Source organism: Streptohalobacillus salinus, assembly GCF_003201605.1.
In the GTDB taxonomy this organism is placed as follows: Bacteria; Bacillota; Bacilli; order Bacillales; family Amphibacillaceae; genus Streptohalobacillus; species Streptohalobacillus salinus.
This window is the reverse complement of sequence record NZ_QJJR01000005.1, coordinates 88,183-102,002: the sequence shown is the minus strand read 5'-3', so window position 1 is coordinate 102,002 and position 13,820 is coordinate 88,183. Positions and strand designations below refer to the sequence as shown.

The window sequence follows — 13,820 nt, the reverse complement described above, 5'->3', positions numbered from 1 at the left end:
TTTTATGGTGGATAATTAAAACTTTTGGTAATATCAGAGATGTAGTATTATTTTACTAAAGAGGTGTTTGGTTTGGTTGCAACATTAATATTTGATTTTCAATCAATAAATAAAGAAAAACGAGCATTATCCTTTCGAGATCCTGTTGAAGTTTTCACAACAAATGATATTAACGAGGTAAAGCCTTTATTAAAAAAGATGCATGCAGCTACAGAGTCAGGGGATTATCTTGCAGGATATCTTTCCTATGAAGCAGCGCCGGCATTTGATCAGCACTTGAGAGTAAATCATGAGCCATCCATGCCTTTGATGTGGTTTGGACGTTTTAAAAAGCCAACAGAAGTAACCGCTCATACACTTGATGATGGTCAAGCTTATCAAGTAAGTGATTGGAAAATAGCGATGAGTTATCAACGTTTTCAAACGCGAATTGATGCCATTAAAGCGGCCATTAAAGCTGGTGATACGTATCAAGTAAATTATACAACGCGTATGAATGCTCAATTTAAGGGGAATAGTTATCGGTATTACCAACATTTGAAATCTAAACAACAGGCGCACTACTCAAGTTACTTAGATTTGGGACGTTGGAAGATTCTTTCTTTATCACCGGAGCTTTTCTTTGAAGTGAACCAACAAATGCTAACGACGCGTCCAATGAAAGGAACAGTAAAACGGGGAAAAACAGAAGCCGAAGATGCCTTGAACAAGGCATTTCTAGTTAATTCTGATAAAGAGCGTGCAGAGAATTTGATGATTGTTGATCTACTAAGAAATGATATGGGACGTATTGCTAAAGAAGGATCGGTGCATGTAACTAAGCAACTTACGGTTGAATCTTACCCAACGGTTCATCAGATGACTTCGACAATTGAAGCGACTCTTAAGTCAGAAACAACACCGTTTGACTGGTTCGAAGCATTATTTCCTTGCGGCTCTGTTACAGGTGCCCCGAAAATTAAAACAATGTCGATTATCAGTCAATTAGAAGAGGGATCACGTGATGTTTACTGTGGTGCCATTGGTTATATCACACCTGACAACGAAGCAATATTTAATGTGCCTATTCGGACTGTTGTGATTGATGAAGAGAACCACACGGCGACCTATGGTGTTGGTGGAGGTATTACCTGGGATTCAACCAGCGCGGGAGAATATGAAGAACTGCGCACGAAAGCAAAGGTGTTAACAGTTAGAGAAGCGCCGGTGCAGTTATTGGAGTCGATAAAGCTTGAAAATGGTACTTATACACTTTTGAGTGAACACTTACATCGATTGAAGGTGTCAGCCAGCTATTTTAATTATCCATATGATGAAAAACTTGTTTGTAAACAACTCGAAAGCTTTAAGCAACCTTTCATCAAAGGCGACTATAAAGTACGCCTCTTGCTTGACCAATCAGGCAAAGTAAACATAGAAGCATCAGCGTTAGAAGTGACACCAACACAAGTGAAGTGTTACTTAGCAAAGCACCCCATTGATAAACATAATATTTTCTTTTATCATAAAACGACTAAACGCGATATTTATCAAAGTGTTGCACGGGATGAAGCTGGTAATTATGCTACACTTCTCTATAATGATGCAAATGAGGTGACAGAGTTTACAATCGGAAATCTAGTTATTAAACAAGGCGATCAGTATTTTACACCACCCGTTGCATCAGGTCTCCTTGCTGGTGTCTATCGACAACACTTACTTCGGGAAGGTAAAATTTCCGAAAAAGTCATTTCATTTGATGATGTAAAAGAAGCTGAGGCTATTTATTTAATTAATAGTGTAAGAGAATGGATCAATGTGCAAATTGTAATCGATTCTTAAAACAAAGAGACGTGTCATCCGTCTAAAAACATGCTACAATTAAAGAGGTTTATTTTCTTCACAAAATACCTGGAATATAACGATGTAAGACGTTCAACACAGATGTATTAGGCTAAAAGAGAGAAAATAAAGCGTAAGGGATATTTCAGATAGTTAGGAGGATAAATAAATGGCTAAAGTACAAGCTAAAGATTTATTGGAACAATTTAAATTAGAACTTGTAGCAGGTGAAGAGGGACTTGAGCGTGAATTTATTATGAGTGATATTTCACGACCAGGTATAGAATTAACAGGTTATTTTAGATATTACCCAAAGACACGCTTACAAGTGTTGGGAAAAACTGAACTTTCGTACTTTAAAGACTTATCAGAAGAAGAGAAAAAGGACCGTTCGCATAAATTATGTACCCGAGTCACGCCTTGTATTGTCGTGACGAGAGGCATGGACATTCCCCAAGAGTTAATTGACGCTGCAAATAAGCGTGGTGTACCTCTGTTGCGCTCACCTTATAAAACGACGCGTGTTGTTAGTCGGTTAACAAACTTTTTAGAAGCGCATTTTGCACCATTTACTGCCATGCATGGGGTGCTAGTCGATATCCACGGTGTGGGTGTCATGATTACTGGTCAAAGTGGCGTGGGTAAGAGTGAGACAGCTTTAGAACTTGTTAAGCGCGGTCACAGATTAGTGGCTGATGATTCGGTAGAGATTAGACAAGAGGATTATGATCGTTTAATCGGAACATCACCAAAATTGATTGAGCACTTACTTGAAATTAGAGGATTAGGTATCATTAATGTTATGACCTTATTCGGTGCGAGTGCCGTAAGGTCTCACAAGAAGCTTGATTATGTAATTAATCTAGAAAATTGGGATGAGAAGAAACAATATGACCGAATTGGTATGGATGAGGAAACGATTAAAATTATAGATGTTGATATTCCGAAAGCAACAGTACCTGTCCGTCCTGGGCGAAACTTAGCGGTAATTATTGAAGTTGCCGCAATGAATTTCCGTCTGAAGCGTTTAGGTGTTAGTGCAGCAGAGGAATTTTCAGCACGTTTAACGAAGCAAATTAGTCAAGAAAAAGAGAACATCGGTCATATTGATTATGATTAGAATTGTTAGGGGGATCGACGTATGTTTACATTAAATCAAGCGTTTAGTCCAATCTTTTTAGAAGTTGGACCCATTCAAATTTATTGGTATGCAGTGATTATCGTGACAGGGGTAATCATTGGTCTTGTGATGGCGACAAAAGAATCAAAACGCTTAGGCTTACATAGTGAGACGTTTAGTGATTTACTTGTTTGGGCATTACCTATCGCAATTATTTCAGCTCGGATATATTATGTGATTTTTGAATGGGATCGCTATAATGATGGCAATTTCATGGATGCTTTTGCGATTTGGGAAGGTGGTATAGCGATTCATGGTGCTCTTATCGGATCTGTGATTACCGCTTATATTTTCACGAAAAAGCGAGGCATTCCATTTTATAAACTAGCAGATATTGCGGCACCTGGAATAATTGTCGGTCAAGCAATTGGGCGTTGGGGCAACTTTATGAACCAAGAAGCACATGGGGGGCCAGTGTCAACAGCTGCTTATGAGAACTTCTTACAATACTTACCACGTTTTATTGAAGAACAAATGACCATCGAGGGCGTATTATATCATCCAACATTCTTATATGAATCGGTTTGGAATTTACTTATTTTAGGCTTATTGCTTTGGTTGAGACGACGTAATCCATTACGTGGCGATGTTTTCTTAACATACGTGGCAGGTTACTCAGTGGGACGGTTCTTTATTGAAGGTATGCGAACAGATAGCTTGTATGTGGTAGGAAATTTAAGGACGGCACAACTTATTTCAATCGTTCTAATTATAGTCGGGACTGGTTTAATGTACTTAAATCGCCGTTACAACTGGGTGAACACCAGATACAATGGAAAAAAAGCTTAGTTTAAAACCTGTTGATGAAGGAACTTCTTCAACAGGTTTGTTTAACGAAAAAATTGGTAAGGAGTTTTTATGAAGAATATCGTTATCAACGGTTTTAAGAAAGGTTTCTCAGTAACTTACACATTGAGTAAAGTTATATTTCCGATCACGGTGTTAATCACTATCTTAAGATTTACGCCGGTGTTATCGTACGTAATTGACCTGATTAGTCCATTGATGGGTTTAATTGGCTTACCCGGGGAGGCAAGTCTGCCTTTGGTTTTAGGGAGTACATTGAATCTATATGCCGGCATTGCTGCAATTATCTCCTTTTCTTTTACTGTGAAAGAAGTTTTTATATTAGCAGTTATGCTTTCGTTTGCACATAATTTAATTATTGAGTCAACTGTAGCAGCAAAGGTAGGGGTGCGTTGGCAAGTTGTTGTTGGTGTCCGTTTAGCATTGTCATTGATGTCAGCGGTATTGATTCATTGGTTTGTTCCTTTAAGCGAGGCCAATGCTGAATATGGCTATTCAGTAAATGAAACAGTTGTCCCTGCAGGGTGGATTGAAATTATTACCCAGGCAATAATAACAGCACTATCGAGCATTGGACAATTGGCGATGATTGTTATTCCGTTGATGGTAGTGATGCAGCTCTTTAGAGATTTAGGCTGGCTGGATATGTTATCAGAAGGTTTATCGCCTTTTATGCGCGTGTTAGGCATTAAAAATAATGCAGCAATGACATTAGTTGCCGGTTTAACCATTGGTTTAGCTTTTGGTGCGGGTGTGATGGTGCAAGCAGTAAAAGACGATCATGTTGAAAAGAAAGACATGTACCTTAGTTTGATATTTTTAGTGAGTTGTCACGCGGTTATCGAAGATACATTAATATTTATTCCTTTAGGTATTCCGGTTTGGCCCTTACTTTTAATACGACTAACAACAGCTATTGTGCTAACGCGTGTCGTTAGTTATTTCTGGCTTAAGCAAGATCGCAAACAATTAACCACATAATTAATAAAAAGTTATTAGATAAAAAACGAAGGGTGATAACATTGGCAATCCGAACTATATTATTTGATTTAGATGGTACTTTAATAGATACGAATCCATTGATCTTGGCATCATTTCGTCATACCCTACTTAAGCATACGGGACGAGCATATACCGATGAAGAAATTTTTCCGTTTATCGGACCACCATTAATTGAAAGCCTAAAGGATGTTGATGAAGATCAAGCCGAGGCGATGATGCATACCTATCGCACACACAACATAGCGAACCATGAGGCTTATGTGAAACCTTATCCAACTGTTATTGAGACAATTAGAAAATTACATGCTGAAGGATTTAAGCTAGCGATTGTTACGACAAAAATCACTGAAACCGCAAGGCTGGGTTTAGATATTACTGGGTTAAGTCAATACTTTGATGTCGTTATTGGATTAACAGAAGTTGAACACGCCAAACCTCACCCCGAACCAGTACTTAAAGCACTGGATGCCTTGGGAGAAACCCCAATTGATGCATTGATGATTGGAGATAACCATCATGACATTGAAGCGGGTCAAAATGCTGGAACGAAGACGGCGGGTGTGAGTTGGTCAATTAAAGGAAAAGAAACATTAGCAGCACTAGAACCAGACTATATGCTAGAAGCGTTGAGTGATCTACTAACCATTTTAGAGGTGGAATAAATGCGACGAACAAAGCGTTACCCAGTTACTGGTCCGAACAGTTTATGGCAATTATACACTACCGTATCTTTTTTTAAGGTGATGAGAAATTTTATTATTATTCAAATTGCCCGTTACATGCCGTTTTTATCAGTCAAGAATGCTTTATATCGGCACGGGTTAGGGATGAAGGTTGGCGAGACAACCGCATTTGCTTTAATGGTTATGGTCGACTTGATGTTTCCTGAACGAATTGCTGTCGGAGATAATGCAATTATCGGCTACAACACGACGTTGCTTACCCATGAATATTTAATTGAAGAATATCGCATCGGTGAGATACAAATCGGAAATAATGTTATGATTGGCGCAAATTGTACGGTACTGCCAGGTGTATCGATTGGTGATGGTGCTGTTGTGGCAGCTGGTACAATTGTGACAAAAGATGTCGCAGCAAACACTTTCGTGGCAGGGAACCCGATGCAAGTCGTTTCTAAAGATAAATAGATACGTGTGAGGACGTCCTTTGGAGGGGTAGACAATGGCAATATCAAATCAAAACAGAGAAGAATTGATACGTCAATTAGCAAAAACACACTATGATGTAATCATTGTTGGTGGGGGAATAACGGGCGCGCGTTTGCTTTATGATTTACAAAGTCGTGGCATGCGGGTGTTACTTGTTGAAAAAAATGATTTTGCGAATAATCAATCAAGTCAGTTTGAAGTCATTGCTGAACAAGAACAACTTTCAGGTAAGGAAAAAAAGCGCTTTACCCAAGAGTTACAATACTTAGAAAGAAACCTTCCGACACGAACGAATTTCATGACTTTTTTAAACATACACAACCGATATGGTGTGACAGATAGCTTGACTGATAGAATTAAAGGGACATTTAAACCACGCTTACACCCTACGTCAAAAGTGCTAAGTCGCAAAGAAGTAGTAGCGGAGCACCCACATCTTGAATTAACGGATGATGTTAAAATTGAACAGGTAAGTGTGCCAGTTATTGATCCAGTAAGAATAACACTTGATATATTAAAAAGCGCTCATGAAATGGGAGCTGATGTGATTAATTATCAAAAAGTAACAGATTTCATCTATCAAGATCAGATGATTAGAGGTGTACGACTTGAAGATCAAATGACTGGGGAAGAAGCTGTGATTCAATCAAGAATGGTCATTAATGCGACTGGACGTGATATAAATGAGTTGCATCAGCTTGCTACGTTCACAAATAAAAACTTTATTCATTTCCTAAGTATGCGAAGTGGTCAATGGATGATTAAAAAAGAAGCACTAACGCTAGGGTGTGCATTGTCCATACAAGGTGATTTACAAATGTATCCGATTACTCTCGTGCCAATGGAAAATGTATGGGTGTTAACTGTGAAAGAACCCTTTCACATGGGAGAAAGTGCGAAGTATTCAACGAGTGAATCAATGTTTAATCGCGCGCTCGACCTCATTACACATCGTTGCCCTGCCTTTAACGTAACCTATCAAGACGTTTTCGAAGGGAAAAGCATTAATCAAATTGATTTTTCTCACCATCAAAAAATCGCTAATGATATGTATGTAACAGACACAGGTTTAATTTCTACATTAGGTGTGCCATTTATCTATGCTCGATCCCATGCAGAAAATATTGGGGATGTTGTCTCAAAACGTTTCAAAAAAGAAGCGGGAATTTTATATCAAACCTCAGAAACAAAGACACGAATGATTCAAAAAGACATTAGTGGCACTAAATTAGAAATTAATGAACAGAAAGATCCGCGATTTTGGTCCGTCGTTGACCAACTGGGATTATCTTTGAATGAAATTAATAAATATCAAGCGAAAATAAATCAAACCGCTATGACCAGTATGCCTGAATATCTTTCGCTTGCCTTACTTTATACGCTTGAACATGAAGGGATATATAAACCAACAGACTTTCTCTTTCGAAGACTACGATTGGTAATGGTGAATACACCACTTTCTCTAGAAGAGATAGACGAGTTGTTTGCGTTCTTTACTTACCACCTGGCCTGGACCAAGGAAGAACGTTCATATTATGAACGTGATTGTCGTTTTTGGTTAAAACAACTTCAGGTAATTCAATAGTTAATTGTCGGCAGTGTATAGTGGATGTGTTATAATCACTATATATTTCTTTAAAGATTGAAGGGGAGACAGATGAAGACAAAATCTAAAGGTTTTAAACCCAATGATAAATTAAATAACGTCATCCCTTATATTCAAGAAGGTGATTATTTCTTTACAAAAGGTGTCGAGGCTTTTTATAAACGTAAGTTTGATCTCGCATTGAAGTTCATTAAAAAGGCGCAAGACATGGATCCAAAAGAAGCCTTATACCCTTCACAAATGTCAATTGTTTATACAGAGATTGGTGCGTATCATGCTGCTAATCAAATATTAAATGAAGTGATTGAGCAACATGGTGATGATTATGTTGATAGTTATTACTTAATTGCAAATAATTATGCCCATTTAGGATTATTAAATGAAGCACAAAAATATGCGAATTTATATATGGAAAAGGCGCCTGAAGGCGAATTCTTCTCAGAAGCTGAACAGTTACTTACAGTGTTAGATATGACACTTGAAGAGGAAGAAGAATTTTTTGATGATGAAGATGATTTAATCATTTATCAAGAGACAGCTTTCTATCATCTGCAACATCAAAATTACAAAGAAGCAAGACAGTTGCTCGAAGAAGCGTTGGTTGTGTATCCGGATTTTGAAAGTTTTCAGTTGCAATACCGTTATTGTTTATACTTTTCTGGTGAAAAAGAAAGAGCACTACAATTAGAAAAAGATTATTTTGAGAAGCACCCACATGCCTTTCTATCGATGGTCAACTTGATCGCTTTTTATCATGATCAAGGTGCGATAGAAAAAGCTAAAGACCTGACGAGCCAATTGAAAAATGTACATCCGATTCATCAGGAACATCTTTTAAAAATCGCTTGTAGTCATGCCATCGTTGGTGAACTAGATGAAGCGTATGAGCGGTTTAAGTCATTGTCCAAACAAAAGGTGAGTCATCACTTGGTCTATTACCGAATTTACGCACGCGTGTTATATCGACTAGGAGAAATTGAAGCAGCGAAACAGTTATTTACTGAAGGACAACAGCGTCACAAAGGTCTATCTACTGAAGCTGAGCCGTGGTTAAATATCTCTGAGAGCAAAAAACTAGACGATGAATAAAAAATATACCATAATGGGTATTGTAGATAATTGAGAATCATTACGATTCATTGAGAATAGGTTTTAGGAAAGGATGAACAAACGATGACTGAAGAGAGAATTTATGATGTAATTATTATTGGTGCAGGACCTGCTGGAATGACAGCTGCTGTTTACGCATCTCGAGCTGATTTAGATACGTTGATGATTGAACGAGGTATTCCGGGCGGTCAGATGGCTAATACTGAAGACGTTGAGAACTATCCTGGTTATGAAAGTATTTTAGGACCTGATTTATCTAATAAAATGTTTGAACACGCAAAAAAATTCGGTGCAGAGTATGCCTATGGAGATATTACTGAGATCGTTGAAGATACACCGTATAAAGTCGTAAAAGCTGGAACAAAAGAATACAAAACAAAAACAATTATCATCGCAACAGGTGCTAAATACAAGAAATTAGGTGTACCTGGTGAAGAAGAATTGTCTGGACGTGGCGTATCTTACTGTGCGGTCTGTGATGGTGCCTTCTTTAAAGACAAAGAGTTAATCGTTGTCGGAGGTGGTGACTCCGCAGTCGAAGAAGGGGTATACTTAACACGCTATGCTAAAAAAGTAACGATTGTTCACCGCCGTGATGAGTTACGTGCTCAGAAAATTTTACAGGACCGTGCCTTCAAAAATGAAAAGGTGGACTTTATTTGGGATACGGTCGTGACTGAAATTAATGATAAAGACAATAAAGTTGGTTCAGTAACCTTGAAAAATGTGAAAACAGGTGAATTAACGAATAAAGAAGCAGACGGTACATTTATTTATATTGGTTTAGAACCCCTGAGTGCGCCGTTTATTTCGTTAGGTATTACGAATGATGATGGCTATATTCCAACTAATGATCAAATGGAAACTGACATTCCAGGTATTTATGCTGTAGGTGATATCCGCGAGAAAACATTACGCCAAATTGTGACAGCGACCGGTGATGGAAGTATTGCTGGCCAAAATGCACAGCACTATATTGAAGAATTAGAAGAGGCAGAGAAAGTAGTAAATAATTATTAATAATCACAAAAACCCCGCCTAAAGCAATGGTGGGGTTTTTTGATATGACTTAACAAATTAATCAACTACACCAATGATCTGCAATAGAAAAGTGGGAACAAATAAGCATCAAATATTAGTAAGCAATCTGTTTTCCCTCCAAGCCTTCTTGGTAATGACAGAGATAAAGCGTTAGTACTTCGTTATTCATAGAGTGACATATCCGGTCATACCATGTGTGACAGCGAACCAAATTACTTTACTTGATCTTAACCTGACTGTAACACGTTTGAAACATCACTCGGGTATACTTAAAGTAAGTTATTAACCCCCTTTTTTTAATATATTTATGGCGCAAATCATAATGGATTTGTGTCTTTTTTTTGCGTTTGCATCGATTGATAGACTAGAATTTGTTATAATAACTAGAAGAGTGTATACAAGAAATGAGTGAATATAAATGCAAAGAGTAACGAATTGTTTAGTACGTCAAGATAATAAGGTGCTCCTTTTAAAAAAACCTCGCCATGGTTGGTATGCAATGCCAGGTGGAAAAATGGAGGACCAGGAATCAATCGCACAAGCGGCTATTCGCGAAGTGTATGAAGAAACTGGTCTTAAGATTGAACAGCCTAAACTAATGTCTGTAGCAACCATGAATAAAGCAGGTGCTTTACCACCGAAAGATGAATGGATGATGTTCACTTTTGTAGCTGATAAGTTTACAGGAGAATTGGTAGATTTCTGTCGCGAAGGTGAATTGGAGTGGATAGCATTAGATGAAATCGGAAAAATCCCGACAGCACCAACGGATGCTGTTATTCATGACTATCTTTTAAAACAAAATGCACGTGTTTATGCACGCTTTGATATGGATGAAAATGAACAGATTATTAATCAAGTCATAGACATTGAAAAATAGAGAGGGTGTAAGTCATGAGAGAAACAAATTTGGTTATAATCACAGGGATGTCAGGTGCTGGGAAGACCGTAGCGGTTCAAAGTTTTGAGGATCTAGGCTATTATTGCGTAGATAACTTACCACCAGCTCTCTTGCCAAAGTTTTTAGAGTTGATGAAGGATGCAAGTAATAACATAAATAAAGTTGCTTTGGTAATTGATCTAAGAGGACGAGAATTTTTTGATACCTTATTCGAAAGTTTAGATATCTTAGCCGATCAAGACTGGGTTGATGAACATATTCTGTTTCTTGACGCAAAAGATGAAATGTTAGTCTCTCGCTATAAAGAAACACGGAGGCAACATCCATTAGCACCCGAAGGTTTACCTCTAGATGGAATTTTACAGGAACGTCAAATGTTAAGTCAGCTGCGCGGACGTGCTCAACACTTTATTGATACCACCAATTTAAAGCCAAAAGAATTGCGAGAGAAGATTGTTGGGAAATACGGTGAAGATGAACAACAAATTTTTTCGATTCATGCAATATCATTTGGATTTAAATATGGCATGCCGATAGATGCGGATTTAGTGTTTGATGTCCGATTTCTTCCAAATCCTCATTATGTTGATCAACTTCAACCATTGACTGGTCTTAATCAAGATGTACGTGATTATGTCTTTAAGTGGACAGAGACACAACGTTTCCTAGAAAAATGGTTAGATTTATTAAGTTTTATGCTGCCACAATACAAAAAAGAAGGTAAATCACAACTTGTGATTGCAATAGGCTGTACCGGTGGCCAACACCGTTCAGTGGCACTAGCGGAACACGTCGCTAAATATTTTTCTTCTCAATACACAACGCATGTATCCCATCGTGATATTGATAAGCGGAAAGGACATTAGCGATGATTGAAGAGGAAAGAAAAAAAGTTACGGTACTCGGTGGTGGTACCGGAATGCCAGTTGTACTAAGAGGATTGAAACGATATCCCGTTGATTTATCAGCAATTGTTACCGTTGCCGATGATGGGGGATCATCAGGCCGCTTGCGTCATGAAATGTCGATCCCTGCACCCGGAGATATTAGAAATGTGATCGCGGCTTTATCAGAAGTTGAACCGATGATGGAAGCTCTACTTCAGCATCGGTTTGTTAATGGTCATGGTCTCTCAGGTCACTCAATGGGCAATCTGATTTTGGCGGCAATGACCTCAATTACAGGTGATTTTTATTCAGGGATTAAAGAAATTGCTAAAGTATTTAATGTGCGAGGGAATATTTATCCTGTTGCAAATCAAAATTTGCATCTTCATGCTGAAATGATGGATGGCGAAATTATTTATGGTGAATCAAATATTCCTAAAGCACAGAAGCCTATCAGACGTGTATTTGTTGAACCGAAGTCAGCAGAGCCCTTATCAGAAGCAATTGATGCGATATTAGAAGCAGATTTAATAGTGATCTCACCAGGAAGTCTGTATACCAGTACGTTACCCAACTTGATTATGCCTCAAATCGCAGAGGCTTTGCGGCAAACGAAAGCGGATGTCGTTTATGTTTGTAATGTGATGACGCAAAACGGAGAAACAGATAAATTTACAGCATTTGATCATGCGCGGGTGATATTAGAACATGTGGGTATTGGTGTGATTGATACAATCATGGTCCATGACAGTGATATAACTAAAGATGTATTAGCGCGTTATTTAGAAGAACAAGCTCAACCGGTGGTATACGATAAAGAACGTTTGAAGACTTTAAGTCTGGAAATAATTGAAGCAGATATCGTCAATGACGAACATCATGTCTTACGACATGACAAAGATAAAGTGGCGGCAATTTTATGCCAGTTAATTAATGTGGAAGCTGCAGAAATAGAAAGGTGAGTGTGTGTCATGTCTTTTGCTTCAGAAATAAAAAAAGAAATGACGCAACTTGATAATAAAAATTGTTGTCAAGAAGCGGAATTAGCGGCATTGATTCGGATGAATGGGGCAGTGTCGATTGCGAGATTCTCATATGTACTCGATGTGCAAACGGAAAACGCAGCCATCGCAAGACGTATTTACGTCATGATTAAGGCACTTTATCCGCATCCGATAAAACTATTGGTACGAAAAAAAATGAAATTAAAAAAAAATAATGTATACATTGTTCGAATAGAAGATGGAGCTAAAGAGATTTTGGAGGATCTGGATATTTTAAGAGAACCTTTTCAATTTGTTCGTACCATATCTGATAAGTATTTAAAGAAGAAATGTTGTAGACGAGCTTATTTAAGAGGCGCCTTTTTAGCGGGAGGTTCAATTAATAATCCTGAAACATCCTCTTATCATTTAGAGATTGCAAATAGTTACGAGGAACACAATGAAGCGCTTTGTCAGTTAATGAATGATTTTGATTTACATGCTCGAATTTTAGAACGGAGAAACGGTTATATATCATATATAAAGGAAGCCGAGAAGATCACAGAATTCCTTAACTATACAGGTGCTCACCAAGCATTGCTCAAGTTTGAAGATGTTCGAATTATGCGTGATATGCGAAATTCAGTGAACCGTTTGGTGAACTGTGAAACAGCGAACTTAAACAAAACAATTGGGGCAGCCTTTCGACAGGTAGAAAACATTAAATTCATTGATAAAACAACGGGACTTCAAGCGTTACCCGATAAATTGCAAGAAATCGCACGCTTACGTGTCGAACATCAGGATGTGTCTTTGAAAGAGCTGGGGGAATTAGTGAGTGGTTCAAAAATCAGTAAATCAGGTGTCAATCACCGCTTGAAAAAAATTGATCAATTTGCTGATCAATTACGTGGTGAATTTATTGTTGAAAAGGCAAAGGACTAGCAAAACACGGAGATTAATGTTTAGCGTTTATGGGTATACTACGAATATGTTAGCAGGTACGCTGAATGATGAGCCGAAGGGAGCTAGTGGGATGATTGAAAAAAGAGTAGTCGTTAAAGTTGAACCTGGATTGCAAGCACGATCAGCTTCAGAATTCGTTCAAACAACGAATAGCTTTGCGTCAGAAATCTTTCTGGAAAAGCGTGAACGTCGTGTGAATGCGAAAAGTATAATGGGCCTTTTAAGTTTGGCTATCACAAGTGGTGAAACAATTACTCTGACAGCTGAAGGTGCAGATGAAGAAGAAGCTATTGAAAGATTAGTTGATTTTTTAGAGAAAACGTAACTGTTTCGTAATATTTTTCGTC

14 protein-coding genes are annotated in these 13,820 nt (G+C 38.0%); all 14 read left to right on the top strand.

All coding sequences use genetic code 11. The features are described from left to right. Window positions 1–72: 72 nt before the first annotated feature. The 14 genes from pabB (at window position 73) to DES38_RS06235 (ending at window position 13,798) form a co-directional block, all read left to right on the top strand. Window positions 73–1,821 carry an aminodeoxychorismate synthase component I gene (gene pabB, locus DES38_RS06300; RefSeq protein WP_110251254.1) on the top strand — a complete coding sequence of 583 codons (1,749 nt, stop codon included), beginning with the start codon at window positions 73–75 and terminating at the stop codon, window positions 1,819–1,821. Window positions 1,822–1,990: 169 nt separating this feature from the next. Next, window positions 1,991–2,941 carry an HPr(Ser) kinase/phosphatase gene (hprK, locus tag DES38_RS06295; RefSeq protein ID WP_110251253.1) on the top strand — a complete coding sequence of 317 codons (951 nt, stop codon included), beginning with the start codon at window positions 1,991–1,993 and terminating at the stop codon, window positions 2,939–2,941. A gap of 21 nt (window positions 2,942–2,962) precedes the next feature. Continuing rightward, window positions 2,963–3,790, top strand: a complete 828-nt coding sequence (lgt, locus tag DES38_RS06290) for a prolipoprotein diacylglyceryl transferase (RefSeq protein ID WP_110251252.1) — start codon at window positions 2,963–2,965, stop codon at window positions 3,788–3,790. A gap of 69 nt (window positions 3,791–3,859) precedes the next feature. After that, a complete protein-coding gene (locus DES38_RS06285) occupies window positions 3,860–4,789 on the top strand; it encodes a nucleoside recognition domain-containing protein (protein ID WP_110251251.1) in 930 nt (309 codons plus the stop codon). A 41-nt stretch (window positions 4,790–4,830) separates the two neighbouring features. Continuing rightward, window positions 4,831–5,472 (top strand): pyrophosphatase PpaX, encoded by a 642-nt coding sequence (gene ppaX / locus DES38_RS06280; protein WP_110251250.1) that lies wholly within the window; start codon window positions 4,831–4,833, stop codon window positions 5,470–5,472. Further along, window positions 5,473–5,958: an acyltransferase gene (locus DES38_RS06275; RefSeq protein ID WP_110251249.1), complete on the top strand. Its 486-nt coding sequence runs from the start codon at window positions 5,473–5,475 to the stop codon at window positions 5,956–5,958. Between the two features lie 34 nt (window positions 5,959–5,992). After that, on the top strand, window positions 5,993–7,564 hold the full coding sequence (locus DES38_RS06270; protein ID WP_110251248.1) for an FAD-dependent oxidoreductase: 1,572 nt from the start codon (window positions 5,993–5,995) through the stop codon (window positions 7,562–7,564). Between the two features lie 72 nt (window positions 7,565–7,636). After that, complete coding sequence (locus DES38_RS06265) at window positions 7,637–8,674, top strand: tetratricopeptide repeat protein (RefSeq protein WP_110251247.1); 1,038 nt, start codon at window positions 7,637–7,639, stop codon at window positions 8,672–8,674. An 84-nt stretch (window positions 8,675–8,758) separates the two neighbouring features. Continuing rightward, window positions 8,759–9,715, top strand: a complete 957-nt coding sequence (gene trxB, locus DES38_RS06260) for a thioredoxin-disulfide reductase (protein ID WP_110251246.1) — start codon at window positions 8,759–8,761, stop codon at window positions 9,713–9,715. A gap of 439 nt (window positions 9,716–10,154) precedes the next feature. Further along, entirely contained in the window at window positions 10,155–10,616 is a 462-nt protein-coding gene (locus tag DES38_RS06255; RefSeq protein ID WP_110251245.1) for an NUDIX hydrolase, read from the top strand. Window positions 10,617–10,630: 14 nt separating this feature from the next. Further along, the gene (gene rapZ, locus DES38_RS06250; protein WP_110251244.1) at window positions 10,631–11,503 is read left to right on the top strand and encodes an RNase adapter RapZ; all 873 of its coding nucleotides are present in this window, start codon (window positions 10,631–10,633) and stop codon (window positions 11,501–11,503) included. 2 nt (window positions 11,504–11,505) lie between these two features. After that, the gene (locus DES38_RS06245) at window positions 11,506–12,486 is read left to right on the top strand and encodes a gluconeogenesis factor YvcK family protein (protein ID WP_110251243.1); all 981 of its coding nucleotides are present in this window, start codon (window positions 11,506–11,508) and stop codon (window positions 12,484–12,486) included. Window positions 12,487–12,495: 9 nt separating this feature from the next. Continuing rightward, window positions 12,496–13,452, top strand: a complete 957-nt coding sequence (whiA, locus tag DES38_RS06240) for a DNA-binding protein WhiA (protein ID WP_110251242.1) — start codon at window positions 12,496–12,498, stop codon at window positions 13,450–13,452. Between the two features lie 91 nt (window positions 13,453–13,543). Next, window positions 13,544–13,798 carry an HPr family phosphocarrier protein gene (locus DES38_RS06235; protein ID WP_110251306.1) on the top strand — a complete coding sequence of 85 codons (255 nt, stop codon included), beginning with the start codon at window positions 13,544–13,546 and terminating at the stop codon, window positions 13,796–13,798. Window positions 13,799–13,820 lie beyond the last annotated feature (22 nt).